14 protein-coding genes and 1 pseudogene are annotated in these 20,720 nt (G+C 74.8%); 11 read left to right on the top strand and 4 right to left on the bottom strand.

Annotated elements, in window-relative coordinates:
• The 7 genes and pseudogenes from BI06_RS53695 to BI06_RS53685 form a co-directional block, all read left to right on the top strand.
• On the top strand, nucleotides 1–1,537 hold a 1,537-nt coding region (locus tag BI06_RS53695; protein ID WP_051741567.1), incomplete at its 5' end, for a serine/threonine-protein kinase.
• Nucleotides 1,538–1,628: 91 nt separating this feature from the next.
• Nucleotides 1,629–3,272, top strand: a complete 1,644-nt coding sequence (locus tag BI06_RS21405) for a succinic semialdehyde dehydrogenase (protein ID WP_043470722.1) — start codon at nucleotides 1,629–1,631, stop codon at nucleotides 3,270–3,272.
• A gap of 56 nt (nucleotides 3,273–3,328) precedes the next feature.
• On the top strand, nucleotides 3,329–5,119 hold the full coding sequence (locus BI06_RS21400; RefSeq protein WP_030393347.1) for a GMC oxidoreductase: 1,791 nt from the start codon (nucleotides 3,329–3,331) through the stop codon (nucleotides 5,117–5,119).
• Nucleotides 5,120–5,280: 161 nt separating this feature from the next.
• Entirely contained in the window at nucleotides 5,281–6,978 is a 1,698-nt protein-coding gene (locus BI06_RS21395) for a hypothetical protein (RefSeq protein ID WP_149030439.1), read from the top strand.
• A 1,047-nt stretch (nucleotides 6,979–8,025) separates the two neighbouring features.
• A complete protein-coding gene (gene guaA, locus BI06_RS21390) occupies nucleotides 8,026–9,621 on the top strand; it encodes a glutamine-hydrolyzing GMP synthase (RefSeq protein ID WP_030393349.1) in 1,596 nt (531 codons plus the stop codon).
• Between the two features lie 196 nt (nucleotides 9,622–9,817).
• Nucleotides 9,818–10,411, top strand: a pseudogene (locus tag BI06_RS53690) (DoxX family membrane protein); the annotation flags it as partial.
• A gap of 42 nt (nucleotides 10,412–10,453) precedes the next feature.
• Nucleotides 10,454–10,894, top strand: coding sequence for a Rieske (2Fe-2S) protein (locus BI06_RS53685; protein ID WP_353612650.1), 441 nt, complete (start codon nucleotides 10,454–10,456; stop codon nucleotides 10,892–10,894).
• Nucleotides 10,895–10,939: 45 nt separating this feature from the next.
• Here BI06_RS53685 and BI06_RS21380 read toward each other — a convergent pair whose 3' ends face one another.
• Nucleotides 10,940–11,155, bottom strand: a complete 216-nt coding sequence (locus BI06_RS21380) for a hypothetical protein (RefSeq protein WP_030393351.1) — start codon at nucleotides 11,153–11,155, stop codon at nucleotides 10,940–10,942.
• A complete protein-coding gene (locus BI06_RS21375; RefSeq protein WP_037779664.1) occupies nucleotides 11,152–12,711 on the bottom strand; it encodes a PspC domain-containing protein in 1,560 nt (519 codons plus the stop codon). Before BI06_RS21375 ends, BI06_RS21380 begins: the two co-directional genes overlap by 4 nt.
• Nucleotides 12,712–12,915: 204 nt before the next feature.
• Here BI06_RS21375 and BI06_RS21370 point away from each other — a divergent pair, with 204 nt between their 5' ends.
• The 3 genes from BI06_RS21370 (at nucleotide 12,916) to pcrA (ending at nucleotide 17,780) form a co-directional block, all read left to right on the top strand.
• Nucleotides 12,916–14,385, top strand: a complete 1,470-nt coding sequence (locus BI06_RS21370) for a PspC domain-containing protein (protein ID WP_369826210.1) — start codon at nucleotides 12,916–12,918, stop codon at nucleotides 14,383–14,385.
• On the top strand, nucleotides 14,378–15,055 hold the full coding sequence (locus tag BI06_RS21365; RefSeq protein WP_030300497.1) for a response regulator transcription factor: 678 nt from the start codon (nucleotides 14,378–14,380) through the stop codon (nucleotides 15,053–15,055). Before BI06_RS21370 ends, BI06_RS21365 begins: the two co-directional genes overlap by 8 nt.
• 85 nt (nucleotides 15,056–15,140) lie before the next feature.
• Nucleotides 15,141–17,780 carry a DNA helicase PcrA gene (pcrA, locus tag BI06_RS21360; protein WP_043470720.1) on the top strand — a complete coding sequence of 880 codons (2,640 nt, stop codon included), beginning with the start codon at nucleotides 15,141–15,143 and terminating at the stop codon, nucleotides 17,778–17,780.
• A 97-nt stretch (nucleotides 17,781–17,877) separates the two neighbouring features.
• Here pcrA and BI06_RS21355 read toward each other — a convergent pair whose 3' ends face one another.
• On the bottom strand, nucleotides 17,878–18,708 hold the full coding sequence (locus BI06_RS21355) for a M23 family metallopeptidase (protein WP_051741565.1): 831 nt from the start codon (nucleotides 18,706–18,708) through the stop codon (nucleotides 17,878–17,880).
• 296 nt (nucleotides 18,709–19,004) lie between these two features.
• On the opposite strand from BI06_RS21355, the gene BI06_RS21350 reads away from it, so the two are divergent.
• Nucleotides 19,005–19,412 (top strand): cobalamin B12-binding domain-containing protein, encoded by a 408-nt coding sequence (locus BI06_RS21350; RefSeq protein WP_030393356.1) that lies wholly within the window; start codon nucleotides 19,005–19,007, stop codon nucleotides 19,410–19,412.
• A 123-nt stretch (nucleotides 19,413–19,535) separates the two neighbouring features.
• On the opposite strand, the gene BI06_RS21345 is transcribed toward BI06_RS21350, so the two are convergent.
• Nucleotides 19,536–20,720: DUF5691 domain-containing protein (locus BI06_RS21345; protein WP_043470718.1), on the bottom strand; the 1,185-nt coding region annotated here is incomplete at its 5' end.

Genomic DNA, 20,720 nt, shown 5'->3' with positions numbered 1-20,720 from the left:
GGAGCTGGTCGACGGCCGTTCGCTGGCCGATGTGATCAGCCAGGACGGCACCCTGCCGCCGCGCGCCGCCGCCGAGGTGGGCGGCCAGGTGCTGGCCGCGCTGCACCGGGGCCACCAGCTGGGGGTGCTGCACCGGGACGTGAAGCCGGCCAATGTGCTGCTGGAGCACGGGACGGGACGGGCGGTGCTGCTGGACTTCGGCATCGCGACGTACGAGGGCTCGGCCGAGCTGACCCGGCCGGGCGACCTGGTCGGGTCGCCGGACTACCTGGCGCCGGAGCGCGCCCAGGGCGAGCGGCCGGGTCCGGCCTCCGACCTGTGGGGGCTGGGGGCGACGCTGTACGCGGCGGTGGAGGGCGACTCGCCGTTCCGCCGCACCTCGCCGCTGACCACGCTGGCCGCGGTGGTCGGCGACCCCCTGCCGGAGCCGCGCCGGGCCGGGCCGCTGGGGCCGGTCCTGGCCGCGCTGATGGCGAAGGACCCGGACGAGCGGCCGAGCGCGGACGAGGCGGCCCGGATGCTGGCCGAGGTGCAGGCCGGGCACACCGTCGGGCTCAAGCCGGTCGCGCCGGTGCGGACGCCGACCCAGTCGGTGCCGGTGGTGGACCGGGCCGGCCAGCCGGAGGAGCGCGCGGAGGACCGCTCGGAGGAGCGGTCGGAGGACGAGAACGAGAACGAGAACGAGGACGGAGCGGCGTCGGCTTCGGCGCAGGGCGCGGAGGCCCTCACGGTGCCGCAGGCCCGGCCGGCGGCCGAGCGCACGGTCCCGGAGCGGGCGGAGGAGCTCTCGGCGGAGCCTTCCCCCGGGACCGACCCGGCGCGGGAGAGCGACGAGGGGGCGCCCACCGGACCGGTCACGCCGGTGCCGTACACCGATGCGCCCGCGCGCGGGCCGGCCCGGCGCCGGACGGTGCTGCGGATGCTCGCGCTCGTGGTGGGCCTGGCGGTGCTGGCCGCCGGCGCGCTCTACCTGGTCCAGCACCGGAGCGCGAAGGACCCCGACCGGTCCGCCCCGACCCTGACCCAGGGCCCGGGCCCGGTCGGGCCGCAGCCGACCGCCCCGGTCGACGGCACCCCCGCGCCCAGCGGCTACCAGTGGGTGGACGACCCGGCGGGCTTCCGCTTCCCGCTGCCGGTGGCCGTCCCGGCCTGGCAGCGCTCCAGCACGCCGGACAACCAGATCTACTACAGCCCCGACAACAAGGGGCACTACCTGCAGTTCGCCGTCACCGTGGGCCAGTCGGTCCGGCCGCTGGAGCACATGCGGCAGATGGAGAGCACCGTCTCCAAGTCGCTGAAGGAGTACAAGCAGCACCGGCTGACCGGCGTCGCCGTGAACGGCCACGAGGCCGCGGTCTGGGAGTTCAGCTACCTGGCCAAGGAGGGCGGCCGCCGCCGGGCGATCGAGGCCGAGTTCATCGACGAGGACGGCACCAGCTACGCGATCTACTCCTCCAGCTTCGACCGGGGCAGCGAGTGGAACGAGGCCGAGCAGCGGTTCAACGCGGTGCTCCACTACTTCACCCCGACCCGCTGAGCGGCGCCGGCGGGTAGGGGCCGCACCCGCACGGGGGTTTCTTGTTACCGACGGGTACCGCACCGGCCGCCGAGCGCCTAGGCTGCGCCCTATGTCGGACCTCACAGCAGCTGCCACGGCCACCGATCCCGCCGGCCCGGGCGCGCCGGGCCGCAATCCCGCCGCCCCGGGCGGTGGGCGTACCGTCGCCTCGGCCGTGCCCCCGTCACTGGTCGACCGCCTCGCCGCCGGGGTCACCGCCACCGGCGAGCCCAGCGTGGTGGAGACCGTCGCCCCGCTGACCGGCGAACGGCTGGCCGGCCTGCCGCGGTCCACCCCCGCGGACGTCGAGGTCGCCTTCGAGCTCGCCCGCCGCGCCCAGCCGTCCTGGGCCGCGCTGCCGGTCCGCCGGCGCGCCGCCGTCCTGCTGCGCTTCCACGATCTGCTGATCAAGCGGCAGGACGAGGTGCTCGACCTGATCCAGGCGGAGACCGGCAAGGCCAGGCTGCACGCCTTCGAGGAGGTGCTCGCGGTCGCGATCGCGGCCCGCCACTACGGCCGGGCCGCGCACGGCTACCTGCGCGACAAGCGGCACCTCGGCGCGGTGCCGCTGTTCACCCAGGCGGTCGAGGCCCGCCGCCCCAAGGGCGTGGTCGGCCACATCTCGCCGTGGAACTACCCGTTCGAGCTGTCGGTCGGGGACGCGCTGCCGGCCTTCGTCGCGGGCAACGCGGTGGTCAACAAGCCGGACACCCAGACCGCGCTGACCGCGCTCTGGGCCCGAGAGCTGCTGATCGAGGCCGGACTGCCGGCCGACCTGTGGCAGATCGTGATCGGCGACGGCCCGGTGATCGGCCCGGCCGTGGTCGAGCACGCCGACTACGTCTCGTTCACCGGCTCCACCCGCACCGGCCGCGAGGTCGCCCGGCGGGCCGCCGAGCGGCTGGTCGGCGCCTCGCTCGAACTCGGCGGCAAGAACGCCCTGCTGGTGCTGGCCGACGCGGACCTCGACAAGGCCGCCGAGGGCGCCGTCCGGGCCTGCTTCTCCTCGGCCGGCCAGCTGTGCATCTCGATCGAGCGGCTGCTGGTCCACCGCTCGGTGGCCGACGAGTTCCTGGCGAAGTTCGCCGCCCGCACCCGTGCGCTGCGGCTCGGTGGCGGCCTCGCCTACGGGGCGGACATGGGCTCGCTGGTCTCGGGACGCCAGCTGGAGGCCACCACCCGGCACGTCGAGGAGGCGGTCAAGGCCGGCGCCACCGTGCTGGCCGGCGGGAAGGCCCGGCCGGACCTCGGCCCGTTCTTCCACGAGCCGACCATCCTGGAGGGCGTCACCCCGGACATGGCGGTCTGCGGCGAGGAGACCTTCGGCCCGGTGGTCTCCGTCTACCGCTTCGACACCGAGGAGGAGGCGGTGGCCGCCGCCAACTCCACCCCGTACGGCCTCAACTCCAGCGTCTGGACCACCGACGTGCGGCGCGGGCGGGCGATCGCGGCCCGGCTGCGCACCGGCACCGTGAACGTCAACGAGGCGTACGGCGCGGCCTACGGCTCGGCCGCCTCGCCGATGGGCGGCATGGGCGACTCCGGGCTCGGCCGGCGGCACGGCGCCGAGGGCATCCTGCGGTTCACCGAGGCGCAGACGATCGCGAGCCAGCGGCTGCTGCCGCTCGCCCCGGCGTTCGGCCAGGACGACAAGCAGTACGCGGCGATGATGACCGCCGGGCTGCGGATCCTGAAGGCGCTGCGCGTCAAGTAGCCGGGCCCCCGGGCCGGCCCCCGTTTCGTGAACGACTTCCGAAGGAGCAGAGGCAGATGGTGGGTTCGGCTGACGGCCGGGAGTTCGACTACGACGTGGTCGTGGTCGGCTCCGGCTTCGGCGGTTCGGTCTCGGCGCTGCGGCTGACCGAGAAGGGGTACCGGGTCGCCGTCCTGGAGGCCGGGCGGCGCTTCGACCGCGACGAACTGCCCAGGAACTCCTGGGACGTCGCCAACTACCTGTGGGCGCCGAAGCTCGGCCTGTACGGCATCCAGCGCATCCACCTGCTGGCCAATGTGCTGATCCTGGCCGGCGCCGGGGTCGGCGGCGGCTCGCTGAACTACGCCAACACCCTGTACGTGCCGCCGAAGGCGTTCTTCGAGGACCGCCAGTGGCAGCACATCACGGACTGGCAGGAGGAGCTGGCGCCGTTCTACGACCAGGCGCGGCGGATGCTCGGGGTGCGGCTCAACCCGACCGTCACCCCCTCCGACGTCCACCTCCGGGCGGCCGCCGAGCGGATGGGCGTCGGCGACACCTTCCACATGGCGCCGGTCGGGGTGTTCTTCGGCGACGGCAAGGACGCCGACGGCACGGCGAAGGCGGCGCCCGGCGAGGAGGTGCCGGACCCGTACTTCGGCGGCGCCGGCCCGGCCCGGCGGTCCTGCGTCGAGTGCGGCGAGTGCATGACCGGCTGCCGCCACGGCGCCAAGAACATGCTCACCGAGAACTACCTGCACCTGGCCGAGCGGGGCGGCGCCGAGATCCACCCGCTCACCACGGTGGCCCGGATCCGGGAGTGGGGCGAGGGCTTCGCGGTGGACGTCCGGCGCACCGACGCCCGCTCCACCACCGACCGGGTCAAGGCCGGGGCGCGGACGATCACGGCCGCCCGGGTGGTGGTCGCGGCCGGCACCTACGGCACCCAGAACCTGCTGCACCGGATGAGGGCGGGCGGCCACCTGCCCCGGATCTCCGCCCGGCTCGGCGAGCTGACCCGGACCAACTCCGAGGCGCTGGTGGGCGCGCAGACCACCGACCGGCGGTACGGCGCCCGCGCGGACTTCACCAAGGGCGTGGCGATCACCTCCTCGATCCACCCCGACGAGAACACCCACATCGAGCCGGTCCGCTACGGCAAGGGCTCCAACGCGATGGGCGCGCTCTCGATCGCCCAGGTGCGGGGCGGCGGGCGGCTCCCGCGCTGGCTGCGCTACCTCGGCAACTCGGTCAAGCACCCGGTGACCTTCGGCCGCTCGATGAACCAGCACCGGTGGTCGGAGAAGACGATCATCGGCCTGGTGATGCAGTCGCTGGACAACTCGATCACCGTCTCGCTGAAGGAGAAGGGCCTCGGCAAGGGCACGCTGACCTCCCGCCAGGGCCACGGCGCGCCCAACCCCACCTGGATCCCGGCCGCCGAGCAGGGCGCGCAGGCGCTCGCCGCGGAGATCAACGGCTTCGCCGGCAGCAGCGTCGGCGAGATCTTCGACATCCCGCTGACCGCGCACTTCCTCGGCGGCTGTGCGATCGGCGACTCCCCGGAGACCGGTGTGGTCGACCCCTACCACCGGCTCTACGGCCACCCCGGGATCAGCGTGGTGGACGGTGCGGCGGTCTCCGCCAACCTCGGCGTCAACCCGTCGCTGACCATCACGGCGCAGGCCGAGCGGGCGATGTCGATGTGGCCCAACAAGGGCGAGGAGGACACCCGGCCGGCCGCCGGCGAGGCCTACCGCCGGGTCGCCGCGGTCGCGCCCGTCGCACCGGCGGTGCCCGAGGACGCGTTCGGTGCCCTGCGGCTGCCGTTGCTGGCGGTGCCGGAGGTGCCGAAGAAGCGGGACTGAGCACGGCCGGGGGTCGCGCCGCCGGAGCGCGGCGCGGCCCCCGGGCGGTCCCGGTCCGGTCCGTGGACGGTGACCGGTTGACAGCAGTCCGTGCCCGATGAAAGAAAGGGGCGCCCTGGGGGGACCAGGCGATCGTTCGTTCGGACGGGGGGACGCGGCCCATGGCCATCTGCGCATCCTGCGGCGCGGCTTCGACGGAAGGGGCGCCGGTCTGCGCGTCCTGCGGGCGGCCGGTGGTGCCGCCCCCGCTGCTGCCGCCCGCTCCGCTGCCGCCGCCGCTCCTGCCGCCGCCGGTCTCACCGCCCCCGGTCCTGCCGCCCCCGCCGTCCGCCGCGCCGTCCGCCGCGCCGTCGGCTCCGGCCGAGCCGCCCCTGCCGCCGCCGGTGCTGCCGCCGGTTCCGCCGCCCCCGTTGCCGTCCGCCGGGGGGAGCTGGGGCGCCGGGAAGCCGTACGACCCGGCCGGAGCCCGGCCCGCCGCCCTCGGGTGGCTCACCGGCGCCGACTGGCGCCCGGCCCTGCGAGCGGTCGTCGCGCCGACCGTCGTCCTGCTGCTGGCCGCGCTGATCACCGCCGTCCCGGAGGCCGCCTACTTCTCGGGGACCTACGACGCGCCGTCCTTCGGCAAGCGCTTCGGCAGTGCGCTGGCCATGGCGCTGGGCGCGCTCGGCGCGCCGTACCGGCTGGGCTTCGAAACCACCGGGGGCGGCAACTCCTCGGTGATCCGCGCCCTGCCGATGACCGTCACCGTGCTCTGGCTGTTCGCGCTCTGGCTCGGCCTGCGGGTCGGCGCGCGCCGTCGGCAGCAGCGCACCGGCGAGCAGCAGACGCGCCGGCAGGCGGCCGCGGAGGCCGTGCGCACCGCGGTGGCCGCGGCCGCCGTGACCCTGCTGATCGGTCTGGTCGGAGGTGCGGACTGGCACCCCGGCGGCGCCGGCTTCGACCTCGACGGCGCGACGGCGGCCAGGCTGCTCGGCCGGACCACCTACAGTTCCTCGGCCGGCTGGTGGGAGGCGGTCGGGTGGACGGCCCTGCTCGCCGGTCTGCTCGCCTTCGCGGTGCACGGGACGGACGCGCTGCGCTGGGCGGCCTGGCGCAACCGGGCGGTGCGCGGCTGGGCGGTCGCGGGCCTGGCGGCCGGGCGCGCGCTGGCGGTCTCGGTGGCGCTGTCGGCGGCGGCCGGCTTCGTGGTGGTCGCCGTCCGGGCCGACGGCGATCTGACCGGTGCCGCGGTGGCCTTCCTGCCCAACCTCGGCCTGCTGCTGCTCGGAGTGGGCTCCGGGGCGACCTTCCGGGCCGGCAGCTCCTTCGTGATCGACGGGGTGCCGGACTGGGAGTCGGACCCGCGCGACGTGACCGAGTACTCCTTCTTCGACCCGCACGCGGCGGGGACGGACTGGCGCTGGTCCGCCCTGCTCGCGCTGGTCTCCGCCGCGGTGCTGGGCTGGACGGCGTACCGGCGGCGGCTGGACCCGGCGGACCGGCTCCGGCTGGCGGCCGTGTACGCGGTCGGGCTGAGTCTGCTGATGCTGGTCTCGGGGACGCTGGCGTCCGTCGAGTCGGCGTTCGGGATGTTCGGCGGCCCCCGGGAGCCCGGCTTCGAGTACTCGTTGGCCCTGGTGCCGTGGACGCTGCTGTTGGCCAACGCGGTCTGGGCGGTCGTCGGGGCGCTGGTGGTGCCCCCGCTGCTGGTGGCCCGCGACCGGCAGCCGGCGCCGCCGGCGGACCGGGACCCGGGGGAGCCCGGGGCGACGCCGGTGGTGCTGGAGGTGGTCGGCTCGGAGGACGTTCGGCGCCCGGCCGCACCGGCTCCGGAGGACGACGGCCCGGTGGACCCGAGCGTGTGGAGCCGGCGGCCGTAGCGCCCGGCGTCCGGACGGAAGCAGGAACTCGACCGGAAACGGACCCCGGACAGGGCAAAGGGCCCCGCGGGGGAACGGGGCCCTTTGTCGCTCAGCACCCGGCGTCAGGGCCGCGCCGGTGCTGGGGTGACGGCGCCGGGGGAGGAGCGCCGTCCGGTCGGTCGGTCGATGGGTCGCGCGTCGCCGCGGCTCCGGCGGGGTGGGCCGGCGCACGCGGGCGCACTGGGCGTGGCGGTGGTCCCGGGCGCATGCCTGCGTCGAGCCTTCGCTCACGGAGCGTGAGGTGATAATCGTTGCCACCGCGGGTCTCGGCGGCAACGACCGGCACTCCGCAGATGGCGCTCGGCCATCGGGAGAACCTCTTCCAAGCAGCATCGTGCTGGACGAAGGGCTTGCTCTGCAACCGATTCGGCATGATTCGGTACAGGCCGTTTCCGGCCGGGCCGGCCGTCGGGCCCGGGTCGGGGCGGTCCCGCCGGGTGCCGGACGGGGTGACGGCGGGGTGGCATCGATGATCACGGTGTGTAGTGACACCGGTCGGAGCGCACAGAGACGCGCGTAGCGGCGCGCGGACGGGGACCGGGGTGCGCCGGGATCGCGCCGGGTGCGGCGGCCGGCACCGGGCGTCCCCGGCGGCCGACCGCCCCACCTCCTTGGTCCAGTCGCGGCCGGGTTCGCTGTCCCCTGCTGGCCGGCCGCAGCACCCGCGCACGGTCCCACGGCGCGCCGCTCCCCGGTCTGACCGGTTCCGCGACGGCGCCACGCGCGCCGGTGGACTGGGTTGAGCTCCACGCGTGGTCCTGCACTGCCGTACGGGGCGCCCTGGCCGGGGCGGGGTGACGCGTCTGGCGGACGCGGCGCGGTCGTACGGTCCGCCCGGAGCAACGAACCGGCCGCCGCGGCGGTCACGGCCGCGGGGGCGGGCAGACGAGTGAAACCGGCCAGCCCGGTAGACTCGACGGCAGACCCCCGCCCGTCGCCCGGCGCACACCCTCCGAGGGCCGCGCCGCGTGCGACACCTTTCGTACCGCTGCCGGAAGGCCGTCTGTGTCCTCTGCTACTCCCGTCCAGTCCGTACCTGAGACCGACACCGTCCTGGTCGTCGACTTCGGTGCCCAGTACGCCCAGCTCATCGCCCGACGGGTGCGTGAGGCCAGGGTCTACAGCGAGATCGTGCCGAGCAGCATGCCGGTCGCCGAGATGCTCGCCAAGAACCCGAAGGCGATCATCCTCTCCGGCGGCCCCTCGTCGGTCTACGAGGACGGCGCCCCGCAGCTGGACCGCGCGATCTTCGAGGCCGGCGTGCCGGTCTTCGGCATGTGCTACGGCTTCCAGCTGATGGCCAAGACGCTCGGCGGCACCGTCGACAACTCCGGCGCCCGGGAGTACGGCCGCACCCCGCTGGTCGTCTCGCGCCCCGGCTCGACCCTGTTCGAGGGCGTCCCGGCCCAGCACTCGGTGTGGATGTCGCACGGCGACGCCTGCTCGGCGGCCCCGGAGGGCTTCACCGTCACCGCCTCCACCGACGTGGTCCCGGTCGCGGCCTTCGAGAACGACGAGGCCCGGCTCTACGGAGTCCAGTACCACCCCGAGGTGCTGCACTCGGACCACGGCCAGCAGGTCCTGGAGCACTTCCTGTACCGCGGCGCGGGCCTCGCCCCCACCTGGACCACCGGCAACGTGGTCGAGGAGCAGGTCGCGCTGATCCGCGCCCAGGTCGGCGACAAGCGCGCCATCTGCGGCCTGTCCGGCGGCGTCGACTCGGCGGTCGCGGCCGCCCTGGTCAACAAGGCCATCGGCTCCAAGCTCACCTGCGTCTACGTCGACCACGGCCTGATGCGCAAGGGCGAGACCGAGCAGGTCGAGAAGGACTTCGTCGCCGCCACCGGCGTGCAGCTGAAGGTTGTCGACGCCAAGGAGCGCTTCCTCACCGCACTGAAGGGCGTCAGCGACCCGGAGGAGAAGCGCAAGATCATCGGCCGGGAGTTCATCCGGGTCTTCGAGCAGGCGCAGGCCGAGATCGTCGCCGAGGCCGGCGAGCACGGCGAGTCGGTCGACTTCCTGGTCCAGGGCACCCTGTACCCGGACGTGGTGGAGTCCGGCGGCGGCACCGGCACCGCCAACATCAAGTCCCACCACAACGTCGGCGGCCTGCCCGAGGACCTGCAGTTCTCGCTGGTCGAGCCGCTGCGCAAGCTGTTCAAGGACGAGGTCCGGATGGTCGGCCAGGAGCTGGGCCTGCCGGACGAGATCGTCCAGCGCCAGCCGTTCCCGGGCCCGGGCCTGGGCATCCGGATCGTCGGCGAGGTCACCGAGGAGCGGCTGGACCTGCTCCGCGAGGCCGACGCGATCGCCCGCGAGGAGCTGACCGCGGCCGGCCTGGACCGCGAGATCTGGCAGTGCCCAGTGGTCCTGCTCGCGGACGTCCGCAGCGTCGGCGTCCAGGGTGACGGCCGCACCTACGGTCACCCGATCGTGCTGCGTCCGGTGTCCTCCGAGGACGCCATGACCGCCGACTGGTCGCGCCTGCCGTACGACGTGCTGGCCCGCATCTCCACCCGGATCACCAACGAGGTCCGCGACGTCAACCGCGTCGTGCTGGACTGCACCAGCAAGCCGCCGGGCACCATCGAGTGGGAGTGAGCACTCCCCGACCCGGCCGGTCCTGAACCGGTTCTGAACGACCGTGCCGCCGCTCCCGTACCGGGGAGCGGCGGCACGGTCGTTCCGTGTCCACGGGCACCCGGCGGGTGGGCCCTCCCACCGAAAGCGTTCACGACCGGGCAGAATGCGTCCGGACCTGTCAGGCGGTGACGGGCCGGCGAGGAAGGTGTGGGGAATGTCGGAGGCCAGCAGCTCCGTGGCGGCCGGGCCGGGCCCGGCCGCCAGCATCGGCGACGGTACGGCCGGACCGGCCCCGGGCGCCGGCGAGGGTTCGGGACCGGCGGGCAGAACCGGGCGGGTCGCCGCCTGGAAGGCGGCCGGCTCGCGGCTCGCGCTGCTGCCGCTGCGGCTCTTCCTCGGAGTCACCTTCGTCTACGCGGCGCTCGACAAGCTCTCCGACAGCCACTACCTGGCCGGCGCCGGCGACCCGGCCTCCTTCGTCTCGCAGACCCGCGCCGCCAAGGGCTCCAGCCCGATCTCCTTCCTGCTCGGCCCGGCCCTCGACCACCCCACGCCGTTCGCCCTGCTGGTCGCCTTCGGCGAGCTGGCGGTGGGCCTGGGCACCCTGCTCGGGCTCTGGGGCCGGCTCGCCGCCGCCGGCGGGGCCGTGATCGGCCTCAGCCTCTGGCTCACCGTCAGCTGGAACGTCTCGCCCTACTACCTCGGCAACGACCTCGTCTACCTGATGGCCTGGACGCCGCTGCTGCTGGCCGGCACCCCCTACCTGTCGGTGGACGGCTACCTCGCCCGGCGGTCCCACCGGGACCGGCTCCGCGGCCTGCACGAGGACCACGTCCGGCGGCGGGCCCTGATGGACGGAGGCATCGCGGCCGTCGCGATGGGCGGGGCCGGACTGCTCGCCGGCTCGCTGACCGCCACCTTCGGGCGGGACGAGCCCGCCGCGAAGGCGAAGCAGCCCGCCGCCCCGGCGCCGGCCGGCCCGCCCGTCACGGTGGACGCCGCGAGCGTCCCGGTCGGCGGTTCGGCCCAGGTCAAGGACCCGGCCAGCGGCGACGCGGTCTACGTGGTGCAGCCCAAGGCGGGCCAGTACTGCGCGTTCTCCTCGGTCTGCACCCACTCCGGCTGCGCCGTCGACGCGCCGAAGAACGGTCAGCTGTACTGCCCGTGCCACGGCTCCCGGTTCGACGCGGCGACCGGGGCGGTGCTGAACGGGCCGGCCACCAAGCCGCTGCCGAAGTACCGGGTCACCAAGGAGGGCGACAAGCTGCGGCTGGGGCCGCCGGAGAGCTGACGGCCCACCGGGGGCCGGTCCGGCGGGCGCCCGTCGGGCAGGGGGTCAGTCCTGCGGGGTCTCCTCCGGCCGGGATCGGCGGACCGCCGCCGCCACCGCCCCGGCCAGGCCGCCCAGGCCCAGCACGATGAAGGTCACCGGGATGACGATCCGGCCGTTCACCGAGACGTCGTTCACCGCCGCCACCAGGTAGAGCACCGCGATAACGGTGAACAGGCCCCCCGCGATCAGCGAGAAGAGATCGAGCTGGTGCTTCCTCACTTCTGGACCACCTTGATGTTGCCGAGCCCGATCCGCAGCGCGAGGTCGAGCGTTCCCTTGGATGTCTGTCCGTTCGCCGGCAGCACCTGGTAGCTGCGCTTGCCCGGGCCGTCGTCGGGGCCGTCCAGGCCCGGCACCCGGACCTGGCCCAGGCCGACCTCGGCCCGTACGTTCACCGTCACGTCCGGGGGCACCGTCACGGTCAGGTCCCCGGCACCGAGCTCCACCTCGGTGGCCAGGGTCGCGCCGGCCGGGTCGAGCCCGCCGAGGTCCAGCCGTGCCGAGCCGATCCCCAGCGTGTACTTCGCCTCCAGCCGGCCCGCCGTGACGGCCGTCCAGGTGCGCTCGCCCAGCAGGTTCTGCGCCGAGACCGAGGACTGGCCGATCGCGGTCAGCGCGACCGTCAGCAGCACACCCGGGACCACCAGCCGGCGGGCCCGGCCGAACTTGGCGCCGAGCAGCAGGGTCAGACCGATCACCAGCAGCGCCGTCGCCAGCACCGTGTCGGCGGCCACGGCCGCCCCGCCGTCGGCCGAGGCGGACCAGACCGCGCTGGCCGCGCCCACCGCCAGCAGCAGGCCGATCAGGCCGAGCGGGGAGCGCTCGCGCCGGTGCACCACCACGGCCGGGCGCGGCGCGGGCGGCGGGGTCGGGCCGGTCCCCTTGCGCAGCGGGTCGCCCTGCGGCAGGTCCGTCCGCTGCCACCAGGGCCGGGCCGGGGTGCCGTACGGCGGGGTCGGGGTGCCGTACGGCGGCGCCGGCGGTGCGGGGGGTGCGGGCGGGGCCGGCGGCTCCCCGCCGTACGGGTTGCGCTCGGGGTGGCGCGGGTCCCACAGGTAGCCGGTCGGACCGGCGTGCGGGGTGTCGGCGGGGACGGTGCCGGCGGCCCGCTCCCGGGCGTGCCGGGCCCGGGCGTCCGCGTCCTCCTCCTCCGGCGGCCAGCGGTAGCCGCTCGCTGCGGCCCGGGCGTCCGGTCCGGCGTCCGGGAACCAGCGGTCGTACGGGCCGCCGGTCCGGTCGCCCGGGCCGAGGCCGTGCGGGTGCCCGAAGTCGTGGCCGCGGCGGCGGTTGCGCCGGCCCCGGATCCGGCCGCGCCGACGCTCGGGGTCGTAGCGGACGGCGAGGAACACCATCCCGGCGAGCAACAGCAGCGGGAACAACTGGTCGCCGTCGCCCATCGAGGAGAAGAAGACACCGGTGCCGATCACGGTCAGCAGCACCGCGCCGACCGACTGGCCGTCCACCCGCCCGGTGAGCACCCGCTGGAGCTCGGTGCGGCCCGAGCGCCCGCCGCCCTTGCCGTCCGCGCCGGGCTCGGTCGGCACGATCAGCCAGGCGAGCCCGTACAGGAACAGGCCGAGGCCGCCGGAGAGGCAGAGCACGACCGTGACGACGCGGAACACCACCGGGTCGATGTCCAGGTGCCGGCCGAGACCGCCGCAGACGCCGGCGACCACGCGGTGGCGCTCGGCCCGGGTCAGTGGCGGCCGGTCGGGTGCGGTCCGGGCGCCCGGCCCGGCCTCGTGGAGCTCCTCGGTACGGTGGTCTTCGGTCATGCCACCATCCTGGTGGGTGCCGGAGCCGGGCCCAACCGGTCCCGCCCCTGCTCGGACCCTGACTTGTCCCTGAGAAGGGTCAGGGCTTCACCCTGATGCGTGCGGGTCGGCCCGCGTGGAACGATCGGTGCCGTGGCAGCACCCGGTTCCGATCCCCGTTCCCTCGCCCCCGAGCCCGCGCCGGCCGGGGGTGCCGACCCGTCCGTGCCCGGTGACGGGAAGCCGCCGTACCGCCGGCTGTACCGCAGCCCGCAGGGGCGGATGCTCGGCGGCGTCGCGCACGGACTGGCCGTGCACCTCGGACTGCCCGTCAGCTGGGTGCGGATCGCCTTCGTGGTGCTGTTCTTCGCCCAGGGGCTCGGCGGACTGCTGTACGCGGCGTTCTGGTTCGTGGTGCCGATCGGCATCGGCGAGCCGGCCCCGCGCGGCGGCGGCCCGCACTGGCTGTACGTCAACGGCACCTTCGTCCCGGTGGCCGCCGGGACGGCGGGCGGCGGGGACCTGAGCAAGGGCGGCGGCCGGCGCGGCGGCGAGCTCAACAAGGACGGCGGGCGCCGCGGCGGGTGGATCGGCCGGATGCGCGAGGTGCTGCAGCACACGCTCCGCGGCGAGCCCGTCGAGCTGGGCGAGGCGCCGGCCGGCACCCCGGCCGCAGGTACCGCCGGGACGGGCACGGCCGGCGGGACCGGCACGGGCCAGCGGCAGGGCGGCCTCGGCCAGCTGGCCGCCCTGGTGATGCTGGTGATCGGCGTGATCGCGCTGCTCAACGCGCTCAATGTGCAGACCGCCAAGCCGTACACCTGGCCGCTGCTGGCGATCGGCGTCGGCGTGGCGCTGGTCTGGCGGCAGGCCGACGACTCGCGCTGGCAGCGCTGGTTCGGCCTGGAGGAGGGCGAGAAGCGGCGCGGCGCCTACACCCGGGTCGGCGCGGGCGTGCTGCTGGTGGTGGCCGGCATCATCGCCTTCCTCGCCACCCAGGGCAGCGGCTCGACCATCGGCTCGGTGGTCGAGGCCTCGCTGGCGGTGCTCGCGGGTGTGCTGGTGCTGGTGGGCCCGTACGCGCTGCGGATGTGGCAGGACCTCGGCGCCGAGCGCACCGCCCGCATCCGGGCCCAGGAGCGCGCCGAGATCGCCGCCCATGTGCACGACTCGGTGCTGCACACGCTGACCCTGATCCAGCGCCGGGCCGAGGACCCCAAGGAGGTGCTGCGGCTCGCCCGCGCCCAGGAGCGCGAACTGCGGTTGTGGCTCTACCGCCCGGAGGCGGTCGCCGAGGCGGCGCCGGACACCATGGCGGAGAGCCTGCGGGCGGTGGTCGCCGAGGTCGAGGACCGGCACGGCGTCCCGGTCGAGGTGGTGGTCGTCGGCGACTGCCCGATGGACGACCGGATCGCGGCCCAGATGCAGGCCGCGAGGGAGGCGACCGTCAACGCGGCCAAGTACGGTGGCGGGGGACCGGTCCAGGTCTACGCCGAGGTCGAGGGGAGGACCGTGATGGTGTTCGTCCGCGACCACGGACCCGGTTTCGACCCGGACACGGTGCCGGAGGACCGGATGGGCGTACGCGAGTCGATCCTCGGCCGGATGAAGCGCAACGGCGGCACCGCACGGGTGCGGCCCGCGCCGGACGGCGGGACCGAGGTCGAGCTGGAGATGGAGAGGGCCAATGACTGAGGCAGCGCCGGAGCGCCGAGCGAGGGTCGTCCTGGTGGACGACCACCGGATGTTCCGGACGGGGGTGAGGGCCGAGATCGGGCGCACCGAGACGACCGGCATCGATGTGGTGGGCGAGGCCGACGACGTGGAGTCCGCGGTCCGGGTGGTGGCCGAGACGCGGCCCGACGTGGTGCTGCTGGACGTCCACCTGCCCGGCGGCGGCGGGGTCGAGGTGCTGCGGCGCTCGGCCGGGCTGATGGGCGACCCGGGCGGGGTGCGCTTCCTGGCGCTGTCCGTCTCGGACGCGGCGGAGGACGTGATCGGCGTGATCCGCGGCGGTGCCCGCGGCTACGTCACCAAGACCATCACCGGGACCGACCTGGTCGACGCGATCTTCCGGATCTCCGACGGGGACGCGGTGTTCTCGCCCCGGCTGGCGGGCTTCGTGCTGGACGCCTTCGCGGCGACCGACACCCCGCCGGTGGACGAGGACCTGGACCGGCTCACCCAGCGCGAGCGCGAGGTGCTGCGGCTGATCGCCCGGGGGTACGCGTACAAGGAGATCGCCAAGCAGCTGTTCATCTCGGTGAAGACGGTGGAGAGCCACGTCTCGGCGGTGCTGCGCAAGCTCCAGCTGAGCAACCGGCACGAGCTGACCCGCTGGGCCACCGCCCGCCGGCTGGTCTGACCGACGGCCGTCCCGCCCTGCCCCGTCCGGTCCGGTAGAGGGCCGGGCGGGGTTGTCGGTGGGTGGCCATAGACTCGTCATTGCCATGAATAGCCTCTTTGACGACCTCCCGCTCCCCGGTTTCGAGGCCCCTGCCGCCGGGTCGAAGCAGCCCGCGCCGCCGATCGACGAGGAGCCGCCGCCGTACGAGGACGACGTCCCGTACGACGCCTTCGAGGAGGCGATCCCCGAGGGGCTGTTCCACACCGACCACGCCGCGCAGGCCGAGCGGGACGCCTTCTACCGCAACGGCGCCGCCCGCCCGGTGATCGACCCGGCGGCACTGCTGGAGGGCATGAACGACCCGCAGCGCGAGGCCGTGCTGCACGCCGGCTCGCCGCTGCTGATCGTGGCCGGCGCCGGCTCCGGCAAGACCAGGGTGCTCACCCACCGGATCGCCCACCTGCTCGGCGCCCGCGGCGTGCAGCCCGGCGAGGTCCTGGCGATCACCTTCACCAACAAGGCGGCCGGCGAGATGCGCGAGCGCGTCGAGCAGCTGGTCGGCCCGCGCGCCCGGGCGATGTGGGTGTCCACCTTCCACAGCGCCTGCGTGCGGATCCTGCGCCGCGAGTCCAAGCTGCTCGGCTTCACCTCGTCGTTCTCGATCTACGACTCGGCCGACTCGCAGCGGCTGATGGCCCTGGTCTGCCGCGACCTCGACCTGGACCCGAAGCAGTACCCGCCGAAGTCCTTCACCTCGAAGGTCAGCAACCTCAAGAACGAGCTGATCGACGAGGAGACCTACGCCGACCAGGCCGCCAACCCGATGGAGAAGAAGCTCGCCGAGGCGTACTTCCTCTACCAGCGGCGGCTGCGCGAGGCCAACGCGCTCGACTTCGACGACATCATCATGACGACGGTGAACCTGCTCCAGGCCTTCCCCGACGTCGCGGAGCACTACCGGCGGCGGTTCCGGCACATCCTGGTCGACGAGTACCAGGACACCAACCACGCCCAGTACATGCTGGTCCGGGAGCTGAGCGGCGGCGCGGTCGCCGCCGCGCCGAAGCGCACCGTCGACGGCGACCTGGTCGACCCGGCGGCCGGCCGGCTCGCCGAGGTGCCGCCCGCCGAGCTGTGCGTGGTCGGTGACGCGGACCAGTCGATCTACGCCTTCCGCGGCGCGACGATCCGCAACATCCTCCAGTTCGAGGAGGACTACCCGAACGCCACCACGATCCTGCTGGAGCAGAACTACCGCTCCACCCAGACCATCCTGAGCGCGGCCAACGCCGTCATCGAGCGCAACGCCAACCGGCGCGCGAAGAAGCTCTGGACGGCCGGCGACGACGGCGAGAAGGTCGTCGGCTACGTCGCGGACGACGAGCACGGCGAGGCCCAGTTCATCGCCGACGAGATCGACCGGCTCACCGACGCGGACGCGGCCAGGCCCGGGGACGTCGCGATCTTCTACCGGACCAACGCGCAGTCCCGCGTCTTCGAAGAGGTGTTCATCCGGGTCGGCCTGCCGTACAAGGTCGTCGGCGGGGTGCGCTTCTACGAGCGCAAGGAGGTCAAGGACGTCCTCGCCTACCTGCGGGTGCTGTCCAACCCCGAGGACACCGTGCCGCTGCGCCGGATCCTCAACGTGCCCAAGCGCGGCATCGGCGAGCGTGCCGAGGCGATGATCGACGCGCTGGCCGCGCGCGAGCGGATCTCCTTCGCGCAGGCGCTGCGGCGGGTGGACGAGGCGTACGGCATGGCCGCGCGCTCGGCCAACGCGGTGAAGAAGTTCAACGAGCTGATGGCCGGGCTGCGCCAGGTCGTCGAGTCCGGGGCGGGTCCGGCCGCGGTGCTGGAGGCGGTGCTGGAGGAGACCGGCTACCTGGCCGAGCTCCAGGCCTCCACCGACCCGCAGGACGAGACCAGGGTGGAGAACCTCCAGGAGCTGGCCTCGGTCGCCCTGGAGTACGAGCAGGACCCGGGCGAGCGCCCGGACGCGGGGGAGGACGGCGCGCCGCCGGTCGGCTCGCTGCCCGACTTCCTGGAGCGGGTCGCGTTGGTCGCCGACTCGGACCAGATCCCCGACGGGGACGACGAGGGCCGGGGCGTCATCACGATGATGACCCTGCACACCGCCAAGGGCCTGGAGTTCCCGGTGGTCTTCCTCACCGGCATGGAGGACGGCATCTTCCCGCACATGCGGGCGCTCAACCAGGTCAAGGAACTGGAGGAGGAGCGGCGGCTCGCCTACGTCGGGCTCACCCGGGCGCGGCAGCGGCTCTACCTGACCAGGTCGGTGCTGCGCAGCGCCTGGGGGCAGCCGGCGTACAACCCGGCCTCGCGGTTCCTGGAGGAGATCCCGGAGACGCTGGTGGAGTGGAAGCGCACGGGGGGCGCCCCGGCGCCGGCCGCGCGCGGCTTCTCCTCGGGGTCGTCCTGGGGCGGGAGGTCCTCGGGCGGCTCGAGCGGGTCGGGCGGGTCGTCGCGCGGGGGCTCTTCGCGCGGTACGGCGGCGGCCTCGCCGAAGGCGGGCTGGGGGCAGTCGGCGCGGCGTGCGGGTGCGGCGGTGGAGCGCGAGGTGGTCGCGCTGGCGGTCGGCGACCGGGTCACCCACGACACCTTCGGTCTGGGCACGGTGGTGGCCACCGCCGGTGTCGGCGACAAGGCGCAGGCCACCGTGGACTTCGGCACGGAGGGCCGCAAGCAGCTGCTGCTGCGCTACGCGCCGGTGGAGAAGCTCTGAGCCGACCGGCGCGTCCGGTGGTCTGGTCGGCGGCCCGTTCGGTGACCTGGTCGGTGGCCTGACCGGGGTAACTCGGGGGCGCTCGGCCCGCGCTGTCTCAGCGCGGGTCGAGGCCCTGGGCGAGGAACCAGGGCAGCGGGTCGACGGGCGCGCCGCCGTCGGCCGGGCGGATCTCGAAGTGCAGGTGGGGGCCGGTGCTGTTGCCGCTGCTGCCGACGAAGGCGATGACGTCGCCCGCCTTCACCGTGCCCTTGCGGATCTTGTACGACCGCAGGTGGCAGTACCAGGCCTCGGTGCCGTCGGCCATCTTGAGTATCGTCATGTAGCCGTACGAAGGGTTCCACTGGGTCCGGATCGTGCCGTCCGTGACGGCCATGACGGCGGAGCCGCCGTCCACCGGGAAGTCGATGCCGGTGTGCCGCTTCGACCAGTGGGTGCCGGCCGCGCCGAAGACCTCGCCCAGGCCGTGCTGGGCCACCGGCATCGCGATCCTGGGGCGCTCCGGCGGGGCCTGGTCGGTCGTGGTGACCTGGGCGGCCGGCTGCCCGGCGGGGTCGGCCCCGCCCTGGGTGCCGGTGAGCGGCTGCCGGGCGTCGCTCCGGGAGGCCTGGGCGCCGCCGCCGGAGGCGAGCGCCTGCTGGGCGGCCTGGGCCGCCTGGGCTGCCTGGGCGTTGTCCGCGGCGCCGGCGGCGGCGGTCTGCTCGGGGATCCGGCCGGCCGCCTGGGCCCGCTGCTGGTCGGCCTCGCCCTGGACGGTGACGGCGGCCGCGGCCGCGACACCGAGCGCGGCCACCGAGGGCAGCGCGACGCGCAGCAGCGCCGTCCGGGTGGCGGCCTTGGCGGCGTCGCGGCGCTGGGCCCGGGACTGCTCGCGGGCGGCGACGCGCAGTTCCGCACGGGTCGGGCGAGGTGCGGCTTCGGGAGCCATCGCGGCTGCCTCCTCGGGCGCGTCGTCGGACGAGGGGGTAAACGACCGAGACTGTAGCCGCAAGCCCGACATCCGGACAAAAGTCCGGTTGTCAAGGGGCTGTGGGCGTGCGGTTGCGGGGTAGAAGCAGGGGAGGGACGGCGGGCGCCTGTGATTTTCCCCTCCTCTTGAGGGGCGGCGGGCCCAACCGGGGCGGGTGGCGCTAACCTCCCCTCAGATTGGTTATTGCTCGTTAACTCCGGCCCATGCCCACAAGGCCCGGCGGGGTGTTGGACGACGAGGTCCAGGAGGCAGTGATGGGTGTGTCAGGACCGATCCGCGTGGTGGTCGCCAAGCCGGGGCTCGACGGGCACGACCGAGGCGCCAAGGTCATCGCGCGCGCCCTGCGCGACGCCGGCATGGAGGTCATCTACACCGGCCTGCACCAGACGCCGGAGCAGGTGGTCGACACCGCGATCCAGGAGGACGCGGACGGCATCGGCCTGTCGATCCTGTCCGGCGCGCACATGAGCCTGTGCACGCGGGTGCTGGAGCTGCTGAAGGAGCGGGACGCCGCGGACATCAAGGTGTTCTGCGGCGGGATCATCCCGCCCGAGGACATCGTCGAGCTGAAGGCGATGGGTGTCGCCGACATCTTCACCCCGGGCACGCCGACCACCGAGGTGGTCGCCTGGGTCACGGCCAACCTGCGCGCCGCCGGCTGACAGCCGGGCCGGAGTCGGAGCCGCAGTCGGGGCCGGGCGCGTCGTCCGGCCCCGATCCGTGCCGCCGGGTCCGGGTCCGCACGTCCCGTTCGCCCGGGACGCTGCGCGTCGGCCGGGCCCGGCTCAGGCCGCCAGCTCGGCGAGCATCGCCTCGCGGAACCGCAGCGTCCCGGCCAGCCGGGCGAAGGTCTCGCCCCAGGCGGTCGCGGGCGCGGCGCCGGCGGCCAGTTCCTCGACCGCCCCGGCGGCCGTCGGCGAGAGCGCCCGCTCGGTCATGCCGAGCACCCCGCTGTGGCTCCACGGGTAGGCCCCGGAGGCGGCCGCCCGGGCCAGCGCCCCGACCACGGCGGTGGACAGCGGCGGCGTCCACGGGGTGGCGCAGGCCCCGAGCAGTTGGAAGGCGTCCCCCAGGCCGTGCGCCTCGACGAAGGAGGCCGTCCAGACGGCCCGTTCGGCGGGCGGGAGCACCGCGAGCAGCTTGGCCGGGGCACCGGTGGTGCGGGCCGTCCGCCCGGGACCGGCGACGGGCGGGGGGCCGAGCAGGGCGCGCGCCCAGTCGGGGTCCTGCTGGCGGACGGCGGCCCGGGCCCAGGCCTCGCGCAGGTCGTCGGCCCAGGTGCTGCTGGTCTCGTCGATGGCGTCGCCGACCCGCAGGCCGAGCAGCCGCTCGGGCGTCAGACCGGTGTGCGCGGACCACAGGGCCAGCGGCGCGGCGGCGATCACCTCGCCGAACCACCAGGCCCGTTCGCCGCGCCCGGTGGGCGACTTGGGCGGTATGCCGTCGCGCTGCATGGCCGCGTCGCAGGCGGCGGGCGGGGTGACCAGCAGATGGGTGCCGTGCTCGGAGAGCCGGACGGCGGCGCGGGCGCGCTCGCCCATCCGGGCGGCCAGGGCGGAGCCGGGCAGGGTGGAGAGCAGCTCGGCGGCGGTGGCCCGGACGTTCTTGCTGCGGTCGCCGAGCGCGGCCTCCAGGAACGGTTCGTCGGCGGGGGAGAGGCCCTCCTGGAGGGCGTCCAGGAACAGCAGCCGGTCCTCGGCCCGCTCGGTGGGCCAGGTGCCGCGCAGCAGCGCGAGGCCGGCCGCCGGCTCGCGGCGGCGGAGCAGGGTGAGGTGGGTGACCCGCTCGGCGAACAGACCCTCGTGCCAGAGCCGGTCGCCCTCGGCGGGGGCGGTGTCCGCCGCCGGAGTCCGGGTGGCGCGCTGCACGAACCGCCAGTCCGGGTTGCGCTCGGCGAGCCAGCGGCCGAGCGGGCCGGCCAGCGCGACCGCGTCCGGGCGCAGTTCGCTGCGGGCGCGGGCGGCGTCCAG

This window comes from Kitasatospora sp. MBT66 (assembly GCF_000710405.2).
Taxonomy (GTDB): Bacteria; Actinomycetota; Actinomycetes; order Streptomycetales; family Streptomycetaceae; genus Kitasatospora; species Kitasatospora purpeofusca.
Note: the sequence above shows the minus strand (reverse complement) of the source record. Positions and strands in the feature narration are given on the sequence as shown.